The following is a 15,850-nucleotide window of genomic DNA, read 5'->3' on the forward strand; positions in this document are numbered from 1 at the left end:
TAATGTTTGAAAAAGTAAAGAAAAACGGAACAGAACAATTAGGAAAAACGAACCGAATAGTAGAAGGAACCTCAATAGTTGGTGACATCGTTTCAAAAGCTGATTTTAGATTGGACGGCGAATTGATAGGAAATTTTACTTCGCAAGGAAAAATTGTAATAGGAGCCAAAGGATCGGTCAAAGGAGAAATTATCTGTAACAATGCTGATATAGAAGGAGTATTTCACGGAAAAATAAAAGTTTTAGAAATCCTCAATATTAAATCGACTGCACAAATTCATGGAGAAGTAGCAGTAGGAAAACTATCAATAGAACCGGGAGCAGACTTCACAGCAACCTGTACCATGCTGGCACATTCAAACCCAGTAATCATGTTAGAAGATGGAAAAGGAACCGAATAATAATAAAAGAAATAAATGGTTGGCATTTATTAATATTCCCTTTCAAATGGGAGTTATTATTTTTGTATTCTCTTATTTTGGAACTTGGCTTGATGAAAATCATCCAAGTCCAAAAGTATATTTCAACACCATTTTTGTATTACTTGGTGTTGGAATTGCATTATATAATGTTATCCGACAGGTAAATGACATTAATAAAACAAAGTAGATTTTAAGTAAAAATACCTTGAGATAAAAGTTGCATCTTTGCAGCAAAATTGTTTCAAATGTTTTCAAAAAATTACAGACCAGTATTTTATTTATTTTGTTTTGCTTTAGTAGCGTATGTGCTTCATAAAGCAATTTTCTTTTTTTTCGAAATCAGCACTCAAAACTTCCATTATAGTTTAGAAATACCTTATTTATTCTTCTTTGGAATTTCTTCCCTACTATACCTTATATTATTAATAGTAAAGAAGAAGAATTTTGAAATCGTCGGAATGGCATTTTTATTTGGAACTTTTACACAAATGTTGTTTGCGTATTTAGTTTTGCAACCGATCTTAAAAAGCAAGACAGGAGAAACTAGTGTTGAGAAAATTAGTTTTTTTATAACATTTGTGTTGTTTTTGTTATTTCAGACGCTTTTAACTGCCCGATTATTAAATGAAAAGCGTTAAAATAACAATTCTTTAAAACAAGGTTTAAAAATAATTTTTCATATCCTTTTGAATATTAATAAAAAATGTACCTTTGCACCAAATTTTAGAAACGTAAAAAAATAAGATTTTCCACGATATGGTGATTTCAAACAAACCACTCAGCTTTATTCTTGCCGCTTTTGTAGCTTCTCTACCAATTATGGGTTTTGCAAACTCAGAGAATGACTCAACGCATGTTCAAACTGAAACAGCTCATGAAGAGAAAGTAGTTTCACATAATGCCCCTGAGGAAGGAGAGCATGTAGCTCTTGATCCTAAAGCAAAAGTGGATGCTTTTATTGATCACCACTTACAAGATTCTCACGACTTTGTTTTCTTTCAAGATGAAAAAGAACATAAAAGCTATGGTTTTTCATTACCAGTTATATTAATTGATGGAGGATTGAAAATTTTCTCTTCTTCAAAATTACACCACGGTGAAGCAGTTGCTGAAGTTGATGGAAACTTCTACAAATTAGTTCATGGTAAAATTTACAAAACAGACGCAGCTGGAACGATTACTTTCAATGAGCACGGTCATCCAGAAAATGAAAAACCATTAGATTTTTCAATTACAAAAAATGTAGTTTCAATGCTTTTTGTATCAGTATTATTATTCTTAATGTTTACTGGTTTAGCAAAATCATATAAAAAAGGACCAATCCCAACTGGATTTGGTAGAGTTTTAGAACCACTTATTATTTTCATCAGAGACGAAATTGCTGTTCCTAATATTGGAGAAAAGAAATACCGTAAATATATGGGGTATCTTTTGACGGTGTTTTTCTTTGTTTGGTTGTTAAACTTATTAGGAATGACTCCACTAGGAATTAATGTTACGGGAAATATTGCTATTACAGTTTGTTTAGCGGCATTTACTTTCTTAATTACACAATTTAGTGCAAACAAAGATTATTGGGGACATATTTTCTGGATGCCAGGAGTACCGGTTCCAATGAAAATTATTTTAGCTCCAATTGAAATTTTGGGAACATTAACAAAGCCATTTGCATTATTAATTCGTTTGTACGCAAATATTACAGCAGGTCACGTAGTAATTATGAGCTTGATCGCTATGATTTTTGTGGGTAAAAATTTAGCAGCAGATTTACCAATCTCTTTAGGACTAACATTATTTATCTCTGTTATCGAAGTTTTAGTTGCATTTTTACAAGCCTTTATCTTTACAATGTTATCATCATTGTTTATTGGTATGGCAGTTCAAGATCACCATCACGATGATCATGGACACGAAGAGAATGTAATTATTTAATTAGAAGTTTAATTTTATATATATAAATACTTATGGGAACAATTCCAACTTTAGTAGGTGCTGGTTTAGTAGTAATCGGTGCAGGTTTAGGTTTAGGTAAAATCGGTGGATCTGCTATGGACGCTATTGCTCGTCAGCCAGAAGCTGCTGGTAAAATCCAAACTGCGATGATTATTATCGCTGCTTTATTAGAAGGTTTAGCATTTGCTGCTTTAATCTTAGGAAAATAATAAAGAAAGAAATAACAACATCTTTAACGGTTGGTTAAAGGTGTTGTTACTTTAAAAAAAGAAATTAAATATTTAATATAGTTATATAAAATGGATAAGTTATTTAACGATTTTTCATTCGGTTTATTCTTTTGGCAAGCTTTAATCTTGTTAGTATTAATTTTACTTTTAGTAAAATTTGCATGGAAGCCAATTATGGAATCTATTACAGCAAGAGAAGAAGGTATTAAAAATGCATTACTTTCTGCTGAAAATGCAAAAAGAGAAATGGAAAATTTACAAGCTGATAATCAAAGAATTTTGAACGAAGCTCGTGCAGAACGTGACGCGATGTTAAAAGAAGCTCGCGAAATGAGAGAGAAAATGATTGCTGATTCTAAAAACGAAGCACAAGAGGCAGGTCAAAAAATGATTGAGCAAGCTAAAGCAGCTATCGAAAGTGAAAAAAATGCTGCAATGGCTGAAGTTAAAGCTCAAGTTTCAACTTTATCATTGACTATTGCTGAGAAATTATTGAAAGAAGAATTATCTAACAAAGAATCTCAAACTAAATTAGTAGAGAAAATGTTAGGTGACGTAAAGTTAAACTAAGATTATGGCAAGTACAAGAGCAGCAATTCGTTATGCAAAAGCAATTCTAGACTTAGCAAACTCTAAAGGTGTTGCCGAAGCTGTCAATAACGATATGAAATCAATTGCAAATGCAATTGAGACAAATTTAGAATTGAGTACCTTTATTGAAAACCCAACAACAAAGGTTGAAGTTAAAGAAAGTGCTCTTTTAGAAGTTTTTGCAGATGTAAATGGAGTTACTAAAGGGTTGTTTCATTTATTATTTGAAAACAAAAGATTTGAAATTCTAAAAGCAATCGCTTTAGAATACAATAAATTATTTGATGAAAATAATGGTGTTGAAGTAGCAAAAGTTACAACAGCTATTCCGATGGATGCAGAATTAGAAGCTAAAGTTTTAGCAAAAATTGCAACTTTATCAGATAAAAAAATAACAATTGAAAATATCGTAGATCCTTCAATCATTGGTGGATTTATTTTGAGAATAGGAGATAATCAATACAATGCTTCTGTTGCAAACAGATTACAAGTATTAAAAAGAGAGTTAAGTAATTAGTTTTTATAACACAAAAAGTGTCTAAATTATAAATTAAGATGGCGGAAATCAAACCTGCTGAAATTTCAGCAATATTAAGAAAGCAAGTAGAAGGTTTTGAATCTGGTGCTACGCTAGAGGAAGTAGGAACAGTACTTCAAGTTGGAGACGGTATTGCTCGTGTTTACGGGCTGTCTAATGTACAATATGGAGAGTTAGTAGAATTTGATAACGGTATGGAAGGTATCGTATTGAATCTTGAAGAGGATAATGTTGGGGTTGTACTTTTAGGACCATCAACTGGACTTAAAGAAGGATCTACTGCAAAAAGAACTCAACGTATTGCTTCTCTTAAAGTAGGTGAGCAAATGGTAGGACGTGTTGTTAACACGCTTGGTTTTCCAATTGATGGAAAAGGACCAATCGGTGGAGACTTATACGAAATGCCTTTGGAAAGAAAAGCACCTGGTGTTATCTTCCGTCAGCCAGTAACTGAGCCATTACAAACAGGAGTAAAAGCAGTAGATGCTATGATCCCAGTTGGTCGTGGTCAGCGAGAGCTTGTAATCGGTGACCGTCAAACAGGTAAATCAACTGTTTGTATCGATACAATCTTGAACCAAAAAGAATTTTACGATGCAGGAAAACCTGTATTCTGTATATATGTTGCAATTGGACAAAAAGCTTCAACTGTAGCAGGAATCGCTAAAATGTTAGAAGAAAAAGGAGCAATGGCTTATACTGTTATCGTTGCGGCTAATGCTTCTGACCCAGCTCCAATGCAAGTTTACGCTCCTTTCGCAGGTGCTGCAATTGGAGAATACTTTAGAGATTCTGGTCGTCCAGCTCTTATCGTTTATGATGATTTATCTAAACAAGCTGTTGCTTACCGTGAGGTTTCTCTTTTATTAAGAAGACCACCGGGACGTGAGGCTTACCCTGGAGACGTTTTCTACTTACACTCTCGTTTATTAGAGCGTGCTTGTAAAGTAATTGCTGATGATGGTATCGCTAAAAACATGAACGATTTACCAGATTCTATCAAATCTATCGTAAAAGGTGGTGGTTCATTGACTGCATTGCCAATTATCGAAACTCAAGCTGGTGACGTTTCTGCATATATCCCAACAAACGTAATCTCTATTACAGATGGTCAGATTTTCCTTGATGGAGATTTGTTCAACTCTGGAGTTCGTCCTGCTATTAACGTAGGTATCTCTGTATCTCGTGTTGGAGGTAATGCTCAAATTAAATCTATGAAGAAAGTTTCTGGAACTTTAAAATTAGATCAAGCTCAATTCCGTGAATTAGAAGCTTTCGCTAAATTTGGTTCTGACTTAGATTCAGTTACTTTAAACGTAATTGAAAAAGGAAAAAGAAACGTTGAAATCTTGAAACAAGGTTTAAATGATCCTTATACAGTGGAAAACCAAGTAGCTATTATCTACGCTGGTTCTAAAAACTTATTAAGAAACGTTCCTGTAGAAAAAGTAAAAGAATTTGAAGCTGATTTCTTAGCTTACTTAAACAGTAAACATAAAGATACGCTTAACGCGTTGAAAGCTGGTAAATTAGATGACGCTATTACAGATGTTATCGAAAAAGCAGCAAAAGAAATCTCAGCAAAATATAACTAATTAGATAATTCGTTAATTAGATAATTAGATAATGTATAAACATTTATCTAATTATCTAGTTTTCAAATTGTCACATTTTCTAATTTAATAGATGGCAAATTTAAAGGAAATCCGTAATAGAATTACTTCCGTTTCATCGACGATGCAGATTACATCGGCTATGAAAATGGTTTCTGCTGCAAAGCTGAAGAAAGCACAAGATGCAATCACTGCAATGCGTCCTTATGCCGAGAAATTAACGGAGTTATTGCAAGATCTTTCTGCATCACTTGAAGGTGAAGTTGGAGGAGATTACACTACACAACGTGAAGTGAAAAAAGTATTGCTTGTTGCTATAACTTCTAACAGAGGTTTATGTGGTGCTTTTAATTCAAATATTATTAAAGAGATTAAAAATCGTACGGCTTTTTACCAAGGAAAACAAGTTGATGTTTTTGCTATTGGTAAAAAAGGAAATGATGCTTTAAGCAAAACTCATAAAGTTCACGGTCATCATAATGCTATTTTTGATCATTTAACTTTTGAAAATGTTGCAGGAATCGCAGATAATCTTACAGAGAAATTTTTATCTGGAGAATACGATAGAATCGAATTAATTTACAATCAATTTAAAAACGCTGCGACTCAAATTGTTCAAACTGAGCAGTTTTTACCGTTAGCACCTATTAAATCTGATGCAGCTGCTTCTACTGGAGATTATATTTATGAGCCTTCAAAAGAAGAAATTGTTTTGACTTTAATCCCTAAGTCTTTAAAAACACAATTGTATAAAGGTATTCGTGATTCATTCGCTTCAGAGCATGGAGCACGTATGACTGCTATGCACAAAGCAACAGATAACGCAACTGAATTAAGAAACCAATTGAAATTAACTTATAACAAAGCGCGTCAGGCTGCTATTACAAGTGAAATTTTGGAAATCGTTGGTGGAGCAGAAGCTTTGAATGGATAATTTATTCCATAATATATAATAAAAAAAAGCCAGCATTTGCTGGCTTTTTTTTATTGGAAGTTTTTTCTTTTTTAAAAATAACTTTATAAAATGGTGATTCTCAAATTATTCAAAAATTGAGAATCACTACCATTTTATAAAAATAGACAGATTGACTCTGTGTGCTTTGTCTTTTATGGGAACAAACTAGCTTTATTAATCCCACGGCTCTGTTTTTTTAAGGGTTACAATACAGCAGAATCAATCCCTTGTGCTTTGTCTTTTATGGGAACAAACAAGCTTTATTAGTCCCAGTGCTCTGTTTTTATTAGGGTTACACTACAGCTTAATCAATCCCTTATGCTTTGTCTTTTATGGGAACAAACAAGCTTTATTAGTCCCAGTGCTTCCTTTTTTATAAGGGTTGTATCTAGCTTTCTCAATCCCTGTGAAACAAATTTAGGAAAAGACTGTCTAAAAAAAGTTACATAATTTTCATGTCTAATTTATATATTTCACATGTCTTTGATTTTTAATTATATAAGTCTTAACTTAAACTTTACTTATTTTTGTTTATATTTTAATAAAAAATTCATGAATCTTTCTATAAAAGAACTAATTACAGTGCAAGAAATGTTATTTCAAATTGAGACTATTAGGCATTTATATCCTAAACTTAGCTTAGAGCAATACGAGAATTATCTTAAAGAAATGGTGCCTCATAATTATACTCAAATTGCAGTTTTTGAAAATGATGTTTGTCTGGGCTTAACAGGGTGTTGGTCTGCTACAAAGCTTTGGACGGGTAAATATCTTGAAATAGACAATTTTGTGGTTAATCCAGAATTTCGATCTAGAGGAATTGGAAAAATGCTTACTCATTATATCGAGAAAAAAGCAATAGAATTAAATTGCAGCAGTATAGTTTTGGATGCTTTTACAGGAAATTTTGCTGCGCATCGTTTTTACTACAATCAAGGTTATGCACCTAAAGGTTTTCATTTTGTAAAAATCTTAGACGAAACCAAAATGACTGTTTAAAAACAAACAGAACTTTTCTTTATTACATCAACAAAAACACCATTAAACAAAAGAAATGGTTATTTTTGTCCTACAAACATTATTACAATTATATTTTGGGATTATATAAAAATCTATTCAAACAAACAGCAATTTACGGACTGGCGACAGTTTTACCGCGAATGCTGAGTTTTTTATTAGTGAGATTATATACGGGAATTTTACCAACGGCCGAGTATGGAGAAGTTTCGATTGTATTATCTTGGATGGTTTTCTTTAATGTAGTTCTTTCTTATGGAATGGAAACTGCTTTCTTTAGATTTTATAGTGCCGAAGATGATAAGAAAAATGTAATTGCAACTTCGACAATTTCAATCTTTTGGACATCCATTATTTTTCTTTTTGTTGCTTTGATTTTCAGAAATACATTAGCAAGTTTAGCAGAAGTAGATGTTCAATATATTACGTATACCGTTTGGATCTTAGTTTTGGATGCTTTGGTTTTAATTCCATTTTCTAAATTAAGAGCCAATCAAAGACCAATGGTTTATGCGGCAATTAAAATAGGAAATGTAGTCATCAATTTATTGTTGAATATTTTCTTTTTGATGTACTTGCCAAAATTAGCAGATGCAAATCCAAATTCTGTTTGGGATAATTTATATGTAGAGAATTTCCAGATTGCTTATATTTTTATTGCTAACCTTTTGGCGAGTTTGGCAACATTTATAGTGCTTTCGCCAAATTATCTTTCGCTTGGGCGAAAATTCGATCCAGAACTTTGGAGAAGAATGATGAAATATGGACTTCCTATTTTAGTGGCTGGATTAGCCTTTGCAGTAAACGAACATTTTGATAAAATTCTTTTAGGTTATTTGCTTCCAGAAAATTTAGCAAAATCTGAAGTGGGAGCTTATTCTGCCTGCTACAAATTAGGATTGTTTATGGTTCTTTTTGCAACCGCTTTTAGATTAGGAATTGAACCTTTCTTTTTCAGTCATGCTAAAAATGAAAATGCACCACAAACTTATGCTGTTATTACTAAATATTTTGTGATATTGGGTTCCCTAATTTTATTGGGAGTTATTGTTTTTGCAGATGTTTTAAAATATTTATTACTAGACAATAAATCCTATTGGGAAGCCATGAAAGTGGTGCCGCTTATTATTTTGGCAAACTTCTTTTTGGGTATTTACAATAACTTATCAGTTTGGTATAAACTGACAGACAAAACAAAAATTGGAGCTTACATTTCTATAGTAGGTGCAATCGTTACTTTGGTCTTAAATTATATTTTAATTCCAAAATACAGTTATTATGGTTCTGCAATTGCGACCATTTCTGCTTACGGAAGCATGATGCTTATTTCTTATATTTTAGGAAATAAATATTATCCAATTCCTTATGATATGAACAAGATTGGTGCTTATTTAGGTGTTTCAATAGTATTTTCAGTGATTTCGTTTTACGGATTTAGAGAGAAATATTATGTGGGAATTCCACTTCTTTTAGCTTTTATGTATATGGTTTACCATTTCGAAAAAGATACTATTAAAGGTATAATGAAGAAAAAATAAGACAGATTTAAAATTTTATACTTAAAAATGAAAATTCAAATTATCAATAAATCACAACACGATTTACCAAATTACGAAACCATTGCTTCTGCAGGAATGGATTTACGTGCCAATATTTCAGAACCAATTACGTTAAAACCATTAGAAAGAACGATTGTAAAAACAGGACTTTTTATTGAATTGCCAATTGGTTATGAAGCGCAGGTAAGACCAAGAAGCGGATTGGCAGCCAAAAAAGGGGTAACTGTATTAAATTCTCCAGGAACTGTTGATGCAGATTACAGAGGAGAAATAGGAGTAATTTTAGTAAATTTATCTAATGATGATTTTGTAATTGAAAACGGAGAAAGAATTGCTCAGCTGATTATTGCAAAACACGAAAGAGCCGAATGGATCGAAGTTGAAACGCTTTCTGAAACATCGAGAGGTGAAGGAGGCTTTGGAAGTACAGGAGTGAAATAGTTTTTGTATTTAACAAAAACACCATAAAAGAAAGACCAAACCCAATGAAGATTTTTTGATCTTCCTATAAAATCAAATAAAAAATGAAGATAATTGTCCCAATGGCAGGCCGTGGATCAAGATTGAGGCCGCATACATTAACTGTTCCGAAACCATTAATTCCTGTTGCAGGAAAATCTATAGTACACCGTTTAGTTGAAGATATTGCCAAAATATTGAAAGAACCAATTGAAGAAGTTGCTTTTATTTTAGGTGATGAAGCTTTTTTTGGAGACGATGTTGTAAAAAGTTTAGAAGATTTGGCAAAAGGATTAGGAGCTAAAGCTTCAATCTACCGTCAGGATCAGCCATTAGGAACTGGCCATGCTATTATGTGCGCCAAAGATTCTTTATCTGGGCCAGCAGTAATTGCTTATGCAGATACTTTAATTAGAGCTGATTTTGAATTAGATCCATCTGCAGATGCTGTAATCTGGGTAAAACAAGTAGACCAGCCAGAAGCTTTTGGTGTTGTAAAACTGAATCAAAATAATGAAATTATTGAGTTGGTTGAGAAACCAAAGGAATTCGTAAGTGATTTAGCAGTTATCGGAATTTATTATTTCAAAGAAGTTGGAGTTTTAAGAAATGAACTTCAAAATGTTTTAGATAATAATATCCAGAATGGTGGCGAATATCAGATTAATGATGGAATCAAAGCGATGATGGCAAACGGAAAAGTTTTCAAAACTGGAAGCGTTGACGAATGGATGGACTGCGGAAACAAAGATGTTACTGTAGAAACAAACACTAGAATGCTTGGTTTCCTTCATAATGATGGAGAACATTTAGTAGATTATGGTGTAACATTAGAAAATTCTACTATTATTCCTCCATGTTATATTGGAGAAAATGTTGTTTTAAAAAATACTACAATTGGGCCAAATGTTTCAGTTGGAAAAGGTTGTCATATTACTGACAGTAGTATTAAAAATAGCTTAATTCAAACTCATTCTCAAATTAAAAATGCTAACTTAGATAACGCAATGATAGGAAATCATGTGAGTTATGATGGTAAATTTACCAGTGTAAGTATTGGAGATTATGCAGTTTTAGAATAGAATTAAAAATTTAAAAGTTTCATTTTTGTAAATGTTTTTTTTAAAATGATCAAAAAAAGAGTTTTTACAGTTTTGCTGATTGCTTTATGCAGCACATCGTTTTCGGTTTTTGCACAGACAGAACCTGAAGATATTGTTATGGCAACTGACGAATATCAAGACTCATTTTATGAATCATTAAAACAAAAAGGAATCGAAAATTATGATAAAGCTATTGTGTCATTGGAGAAATGTATCAAACTAAAACCCAATGACGCAGTGGCTTATTTTGAATTAGGAAAGAACTATTTTGCTCTTAAAGAATATCGAAATGCTCAAGATAATTTTGAAAAAGCAACACAGCTGGACCCTAAAAACAAATGGTTTTGGCTCGGAATTTACGATGTAAGTTACGAAACCAAAAACTATCCGCTGGCGATTGAAACGATTCAGAAAATAATTGTTTTTGACGAAGAGTATAAAGACGATTTGATTTCGTTGTACATGATTACCAATCAGTATGATAAAGCATTAATTGCGATTAACGAAATGAATGAAAAGTTCGGAAAATCATCAGATCGTGAAATTTATAAAGCACAGATTTTATCTCAGGGAAAATATCAGAATGCTGAAATTGATAATTTGATACAACAGATTAAAAAAGATCCAAAAGAAGAATCAAATTATTTGAATCTCATTCTTTTGTATTCAAAAAATAATGAAAATGAGAAATCATTGGAGGTTGCAAAACAATTAGCCAAAGAAATTCCAAATTCAGAATGGTCGCAGGTCAGTTTGTTTAAAACATACTTAGATGCCAATCAGGCAGATAAAGCTATCAAATCGATGAATGTGATTTTGGCAAGTTCAAAAATCGATTCAAAAATCAAACATAGAACTTTGAATGAATTTTTGATTTACGTCAATAAAAATCCACAGTATGCTGCCGATTTAGAAAAGGCTATTTCTTATTTTGATAACGATCCAAATGTTGATGTTGCCAAAGAAATTGGAAAGTTTTATCATAGTAAAGGTCAGTTTGAGAATGCTGTTAAATATTATGAAAAAGATTTAAAAGCTAATTCAGAGACAGATCTTGAAACCAATATGTTATTGCTGGAAGCCTATTCTCAGACAAAACAATTTGAACCCATGACCAAAAGAGCTATGATGCTGATTGAAGTATATCCGAGTCAGGCTCAGTTTTATTATTTTGCGGGATTAGGAAGCAATCAGCAAAAGCAATTTAAGAATGCAAAAACCGTTTTAGAAATGGGTCTTGATTATGTTGTTGATGATGTAAAATTAGAATCCAATTTTAATATTCAATTAGGAGAGGCATATAATGGATTGGGAGATGCCAAGAAAAAAGAGGAATACTTTTTGAAGGCAAACGAATTATTAAAGAAAAAAAAATAAAGGAGAAATTCAGATGAAAAAATATATAGCAGTACTAATTCTTTCAGTTGCAGTTGTATCATGCAAAACGAAAGCAGTGGCAGTACAAAATAATACAAGTCCGATAGTTGCACCAAAAGAAGACAAAAAAGTAATCGAAAAGCATTATGATAATAAACTAGATTTTTCGACATTATACATAAAAGCCAGTGCAAAATATGTTGATGAGAAACAAAGTCAGAATGTTACTGCCGAAATTAGAATTGAAAAAGACAAGCAGATTTTGATTAGCGTGCGTTTTCTTGGAATTACAATGGCGAAAGCTTTAATAACTCCTGATGCAGTAAGTTATTATGAGAAAATAAACAGTACATATTACGAAGGCGATTTTACAAGTTTGAGCAAATGGCTTGGAACTGATTTAGATTATAGTAAAGTTCAGAATTTATTGATCGGTGAAGCATTTGACGATTTAAGAAAAGGAAAATATACACAGACTATTGTAGAAAATCTTTTTAGACTGGATGAAGAAAAAGATGCTAATTTGAAGAAAACCTTTTTCCTTGATGGCGAGAAATATCTAATCCAGAAAGAAGAAATTTCACAACCGTCTGAAAACAGAACTTTACAGATTGCTTATTCAGACAGCAAAACTTTTGATCAAGGAATACTTCCTACAAGTATTGAAATCAATGCAGTACAGCCAAAAGGAAAAACAAGTATTAATTTGAATTACAACAATATTTCATTTAACGAACAGCTTTCTTTTCCTTACAGTGTTCCGAGTGGTTATAAAAAAATGACAATTAAGTAAATTTGCAAAAATAAAAATAGAAACATGCCAAAATTTCTCCTAAGTCTAGTTTTAATTTGTGCCACTACGTTTGTATGGGCGCAGGATTCTCAGCAAGAAAAACTGGAACAGCGTAAAGCTCAAATTCAACAAGAAATCAGAGACAACGAAAAGATGCTTCAGTCTGTTCGAAAAAAAGAGAAATCTGCTGTAAATGAATATTTAATTCAGGCGAATAAAATCAAACTAAAAGAGAAATTAATTAATACAACTGCGAAACAGGAGAGACTGATTAGTAATGACATGTATATTAATCAGGTTCAGGTTAATAAATTGAAAAAAGAACTAAAAGTTCTTAAAGAGGATTATGCGGAGATGATCTTAAAATCATACAAAAGCCGTTCTGAACAAAGTCGTGCGATGTTCATTTTATCTTCTGAGAGTTTTTTACAAGCATACAAAAGAGCACAATATTTAAAACAATATACCAATTTCAGAAAAAATCAAGGCCTTGAAATTCAGTCAAAAACAGCACAATTAGTTGATTTTAATGCAAAACTGGATGGACAAAGACAAGTGAAAAAGAAAATTATTGCTGAAAACCAAAAAGAGAAAGTAACGCTTGAAGCTGAGAAAAAAGAACAGCAAAAATTGGTTAATTCACTTAAAAAAGATAAAAATAAAATTGCTGCCGATATTCGATCCAAACAAAACGAATCTAAACGTATTGACAAACAAATTGATCGTTTAATTCGTGAAGCGATTGCTGAAGCCAATAGAAAAGCAGCTGCTGAAAGAGCAAAAGCTAATCCAGGTACAAGCGAAGCAAAAGCACCAGTTTCATCTTCTAAAATTGCTTTAACTCCAGAAGATAAAATTTTAGCAGCAGATTTTAAAGCCAACAGAGGAAGACTGCCTTGGCCAGTAGAAAAAGGATTTATTTCTCTTGGATACGGAGATCAGCCTCACCCGTTGCATCCTTCAATTACAGTACATAACTCGGGAGTTGAAATTACAACAGAAGATGGTGCAAGTGCAAGAGCTGTATTTGCTGGAGAAGTTTCTAAAGTTATCGTTTTATCACCAGTAAATAAAGCGGTTGTGATTCAGCACGGAGACTTTTTTACTGTATATCAAAACTTAAGCTCAGTTTCTGTAAGTCAGGGAGATAAAGTGACGATTAAACAAAATATTGGAAAAGTGAGAACAAGTGGAGATACAGGAAAAACGATTATTAAGTTCTTGATTCTTCAAAATACTTCAAACAACAATCCAGAAGGATGGTTACAAAGCAGATAAAAATACAGGGAGCAAAATTGCTCCCTTTTTTTATGGAATTTGGAATTTAGTGGAATTTGGAATTTGCATCATTGCTGCTGTTGCTGTAAATGATCCATATAATCTAATTGTTCCTGAACACGAGCTGAAACTTCTTGAAGTTCAACGTCATTTATTTCTTCAAATTGTCGACCGTCTTCATAACCAATCGAAACGCAAACCGAAAGTGTTTGTCGGGCTAGTCCTTTAAAAGTTCCTTTGATTGGTGTACAGTCACCAAAATTTCTTCCAACCGACAGTCGAACATGATTATCCATAGTCCAAATATTATTGGTCGGATCTAAACCAAGCCAGCCTTGATTTGGCGTATAAATCTCAACCCAGGCATGTGTGGCACCTTCGCCGCGAAGACCACTTTTGTTTGGACAAATATAACCGCTTACATATCTGGACGGAATTCCGGCGGTTCGCAACAGCTGCAATAAAATATGAGCAAAATCCTGACATACCCCTTTTTTATGAGCTAAAATTTCATCAACTGTTGTTTCGATATTGGTAATGCCTTTGGTATAGGTAAAATTCTCAAAAACATAGTGATTACATTGTTGTGCAATTTCAATTATAGATTTATTTTCGATTTTTATTTTTTTAAGAATAGCTTCAATTTCATTTTGTTTTTCAATTTCGTCCAAATAACAAAGTCGTAACAACATGATACTTTTCTGTTTCTCTTCTTCGATATCTTTTACAGAAGTGGAATCAATTTCGGGAATTTTGAGAGAATGATTCACACGAACCAGCATTCTGGATTCAATTGTCATTTCGGTATGAGCATCTAAAACATTAAAATTACCAACACGATTTCCGTAGTAATCCTCAGAAATATCAACTTCTGGATTGTGACTAATTAAGATTTGATATTGCAGTACTTCTTGATTTTCAAAATGATGGGGAAAAAGCCTGATTTCGTTAATACTTTCTTTTATCGGATAATTGTATTGATATTTAGTAATGTGAACTATCTTGAAAAGCGCCATATATTTAGGTATAAGAAAAGAATAATTTTGAAAAATCTGTAGAAAATTGAGTGAGCTGATTTTTAGTATTTCGTAAAACTTCTTCCAGTTCCTGATTGGTTAAATGCTGATAATCTGTAAAAGCAACATAACTTTTCAAACGCCCAAACTGATTTTTTAATGTTCGGGCTTCGCTCATATCATTATCCTTAAAAAGACTATCCAGATAAGTATTAATCAATTCTAAAGTATAAATTACAGAATGTGCAAAATCCTTATTAAAGATAACCTGATGAACCACTTTTCTGTTATGAGAAATATTGCTGTAACTTTTTAAATATAGTTCGTAACCCGAAAGTGATAATAAAAGTCTTCTCCAATAAATCAAATCTTCTTCGCCTTCGAGATTGTAATTTATGGGGGCAAAGTAAGCCTGAGTCATGGAAATAGTTTGTAAACATCTTTCGATATGTTTGCCAATACTGGAAAAACACCAACCCAAACCTCGAGGCATTGTTACTTGCAGAATTCCGTTATAAAGTAATAAGTCTTTATTGAGTTTTGTAATCACTTTTAAGGCATCGCTGGTTTCCAATTTTTTAGGCAAATCGGGAGAATTCATATAATGATACATTGAATTAATATGTTCCCATAATTCTTTGGTGATTTTATCCTGCGAACCGCGGGCATTTTCACGAGCTTTTATCACTAAATTTTTAACCGAATTATCGTTCTGGTTATCACAGATTATGTATTTTAAAACATAAGTATTATCATATTGAATGGAATGAATTTTATCCTGAGACAAATTCGTGTAATATTCTAAAAGAGGTCTGTAACCTTGAAAATCACTAATTTCTTTATCAAAGGATAAAATATAGGAAGTGTTTAAAGTAAGCAGCATTCCATCAGTTCGTTCCATGTATCGGTTAAGCCAAAACATGCCGTCTGCAACTCTACTAAGCAT

At 32.4% G+C, this 15,850-nt stretch carries 17 protein-coding genes; 15 read left to right on the forward strand and 2 right to left on the reverse strand.

All coding sequences use genetic code 11. From position 1 onward, the window contains the following. Nucleotides 1–2 precede the first annotated feature (2 nt). From GSY47_RS18915 to GSY47_RS18985, 15 genes are all read left to right on the forward strand, one after another. Complete coding sequence (locus GSY47_RS18915; protein WP_179000941.1) at nucleotides 3–401, forward strand: bactofilin family protein; 399 nt, start codon at nucleotides 3–5, stop codon at nucleotides 399–401. Then, nucleotides 382–609, forward strand: a complete 228-nt coding sequence (locus tag GSY47_RS18920; RefSeq protein ID WP_179000939.1) for an AtpZ/AtpI family protein — start codon at nucleotides 382–384, stop codon at nucleotides 607–609. The genes GSY47_RS18915 and GSY47_RS18920 overlap by 20 nt, the downstream gene beginning before the upstream one ends. Before the next feature lie 569 nt (nucleotides 610–1,178). Beyond that, nucleotides 1,179–2,354 (forward strand): F0F1 ATP synthase subunit A, encoded by a 1,176-nt coding sequence (gene atpB, locus GSY47_RS18925; RefSeq protein WP_179000937.1) that lies wholly within the window; start codon nucleotides 1,179–1,181, stop codon nucleotides 2,352–2,354. Nucleotides 2,355–2,386: 32 nt separating this feature from the next. Then, nucleotides 2,387–2,584, forward strand: coding sequence for an ATP synthase F0 subunit C (gene atpE / locus GSY47_RS18930; RefSeq protein WP_008465835.1), 198 nt, complete (start codon nucleotides 2,387–2,389; stop codon nucleotides 2,582–2,584). Between the two features lie 90 nt (nucleotides 2,585–2,674). After that, nucleotides 2,675–3,175, forward strand: coding sequence for a F0F1 ATP synthase subunit B (locus tag GSY47_RS18935; RefSeq protein ID WP_179000935.1), 501 nt, complete (start codon nucleotides 2,675–2,677; stop codon nucleotides 3,173–3,175). 4 nt (nucleotides 3,176–3,179) lie between these two features. Then, nucleotides 3,180–3,713: an ATP synthase F1 subunit delta gene (atpH, locus tag GSY47_RS18940; protein WP_179000933.1), complete on the forward strand. Its 534-nt coding sequence runs from the start codon at nucleotides 3,180–3,182 to the stop codon at nucleotides 3,711–3,713. 38 nt (nucleotides 3,714–3,751) lie between these two features. After that, nucleotides 3,752–5,329 carry a F0F1 ATP synthase subunit alpha gene (gene atpA, locus GSY47_RS18945; protein WP_109191248.1) on the forward strand — a complete coding sequence of 526 codons (1,578 nt, stop codon included), beginning with the start codon at nucleotides 3,752–3,754 and terminating at the stop codon, nucleotides 5,327–5,329. A gap of 91 nt (nucleotides 5,330–5,420) precedes the next feature. Next, the gene (gene atpG, locus GSY47_RS18950; RefSeq protein ID WP_179000931.1) at nucleotides 5,421–6,281 is read left to right on the forward strand and encodes an ATP synthase F1 subunit gamma; all 861 of its coding nucleotides are present in this window, start codon (nucleotides 5,421–5,423) and stop codon (nucleotides 6,279–6,281) included. A 573-nt stretch (nucleotides 6,282–6,854) separates the two neighbouring features. Beyond that, a complete protein-coding gene (locus GSY47_RS18955) occupies nucleotides 6,855–7,301 on the forward strand; it encodes a GNAT family N-acetyltransferase (protein WP_179000929.1) in 447 nt (148 codons plus the stop codon). Nucleotides 7,302–7,396: 95 nt separating this feature from the next. Further along, a complete protein-coding gene (locus tag GSY47_RS18960; RefSeq protein ID WP_179001019.1) occupies nucleotides 7,397–8,857 on the forward strand; it encodes a lipopolysaccharide biosynthesis protein in 1,461 nt (486 codons plus the stop codon). Nucleotides 8,858–8,884: 27 nt separating this feature from the next. Further along, a complete protein-coding gene (gene dut, locus GSY47_RS18965; protein ID WP_179000927.1) occupies nucleotides 8,885–9,319 on the forward strand; it encodes a dUTP diphosphatase in 435 nt (144 codons plus the stop codon). An 83-nt stretch (nucleotides 9,320–9,402) separates the two neighbouring features. Continuing rightward, a complete protein-coding gene (locus GSY47_RS18970; RefSeq protein WP_179000925.1) occupies nucleotides 9,403–10,419 on the forward strand; it encodes a sugar nucleotidyltransferase in 1,017 nt (338 codons plus the stop codon). Between the two features lie 45 nt (nucleotides 10,420–10,464). After that, nucleotides 10,465–11,817 carry a tetratricopeptide repeat protein gene (locus GSY47_RS18975; RefSeq protein WP_179000923.1) on the forward strand — a complete coding sequence of 451 codons (1,353 nt, stop codon included), beginning with the start codon at nucleotides 10,465–10,467 and terminating at the stop codon, nucleotides 11,815–11,817. Nucleotides 11,818–11,830: 13 nt separating this feature from the next. Continuing rightward, nucleotides 11,831–12,610 carry a DUF4292 domain-containing protein gene (locus GSY47_RS18980; protein WP_179000921.1) on the forward strand — a complete coding sequence of 260 codons (780 nt, stop codon included), beginning with the start codon at nucleotides 11,831–11,833 and terminating at the stop codon, nucleotides 12,608–12,610. A 24-nt stretch (nucleotides 12,611–12,634) separates the two neighbouring features. Next, the gene (locus GSY47_RS18985) at nucleotides 12,635–13,888 is read left to right on the forward strand and encodes a murein hydrolase activator EnvC family protein (protein ID WP_179000919.1); all 1,254 of its coding nucleotides are present in this window, start codon (nucleotides 12,635–12,637) and stop codon (nucleotides 13,886–13,888) included. 68 nt (nucleotides 13,889–13,956) lie between these two features. On the opposite strand, the gene GSY47_RS18990 is transcribed toward GSY47_RS18985, so the two are convergent. Both GSY47_RS18990 and GSY47_RS18995 read right to left on the reverse strand, forming a co-directional pair. Continuing rightward, complete coding sequence (locus GSY47_RS18990) at nucleotides 13,957–14,904, reverse strand: transglutaminase family protein (protein WP_179000917.1); 948 nt, start codon at nucleotides 14,902–14,904, stop codon at nucleotides 13,957–13,959. Nucleotides 14,905–14,908: 4 nt separating this feature from the next. Then, nucleotides 14,909–15,850, reverse strand: a complete 942-nt coding sequence (locus tag GSY47_RS18995) for an alpha-E domain-containing protein (protein WP_091490245.1) — start codon at nucleotides 15,848–15,850, stop codon at nucleotides 14,909–14,911.

The sequence above is a fragment of the Flavobacterium quisquiliarum genome (assembly GCF_019308285.1).
Lineage (GTDB): Bacteria > Bacteroidota > Bacteroidia > Flavobacteriales > Flavobacteriaceae > Flavobacterium > Flavobacterium quisquiliarum.

Bases quoted from the DNA above. Each gene is read 5' to 3' on its own strand.
- atpA (WP_109191248.1), top strand. From the start codon at position 3,752: ATGGCGGAAATCAAACCTGCTGAAATTTCAGCAATATTAAGAAAGCAA.
- GSY47_RS18975 (WP_179000923.1), top strand. From the start codon at position 10,465: ATGATCAAAAAAAGAGTTTTTACAGTTTTGCTGATTGCTTTATGCAGC.
- atpG (WP_179000931.1), top strand. From the start codon at position 5,421: ATGGCAAATTTAAAGGAAATCCGTAATAGAATTACTTCCGTTTCATCG.
- GSY47_RS18995 (WP_091490245.1), bottom strand. From the start codon at position 15,850: ATGCTTAGTAGAGTTGCAGACGGCATGTTTTGGCTTAACCGATACATG.
- GSY47_RS18970 (WP_179000925.1), top strand. From the start codon at position 9,403: ATGAAGATAATTGTCCCAATGGCAGGCCGTGGATCAAGATTGAGGCCG.
- GSY47_RS18915 (WP_179000941.1), top strand. From the start codon at position 3: ATGTTTGAAAAAGTAAAGAAAAACGGAACAGAACAATTAGGAAAAACG.
- GSY47_RS18980 (WP_179000921.1), top strand. From the start codon at position 11,831: ATGAAAAAATATATAGCAGTACTAATTCTTTCAGTTGCAGTTGTATCA.
- GSY47_RS18920 (WP_179000939.1), top strand. From the start codon at position 382: ATGGAAAAGGAACCGAATAATAATAAAAGAAATAAATGGTTGGCATTT.
- GSY47_RS18985 (WP_179000919.1), top strand. From the start codon at position 12,635: ATGCCAAAATTTCTCCTAAGTCTAGTTTTAATTTGTGCCACTACGTTT.
- GSY47_RS18935 (WP_179000935.1), top strand. From the start codon at position 2,675: ATGGATAAGTTATTTAACGATTTTTCATTCGGTTTATTCTTTTGGCAA.
- dut (WP_179000927.1), top strand. From the start codon at position 8,885: ATGAAAATTCAAATTATCAATAAATCACAACACGATTTACCAAATTAC.
- atpE (WP_008465835.1), top strand. From the start codon at position 2,387: ATGGGAACAATTCCAACTTTAGTAGGTGCTGGTTTAGTAGTAATCGGT.
- GSY47_RS18955 (WP_179000929.1), top strand. From the start codon at position 6,855: ATGAATCTTTCTATAAAAGAACTAATTACAGTGCAAGAAATGTTATTT.
- atpB (WP_179000937.1), top strand. From the start codon at position 1,179: ATGGTGATTTCAAACAAACCACTCAGCTTTATTCTTGCCGCTTTTGTA.
- atpH (WP_179000933.1), top strand. From the start codon at position 3,180: ATGGCAAGTACAAGAGCAGCAATTCGTTATGCAAAAGCAATTCTAGAC.
- GSY47_RS18990 (WP_179000917.1), bottom strand. From the start codon at position 14,904: ATGGCGCTTTTCAAGATAGTTCACATTACTAAATATCAATACAATTAT.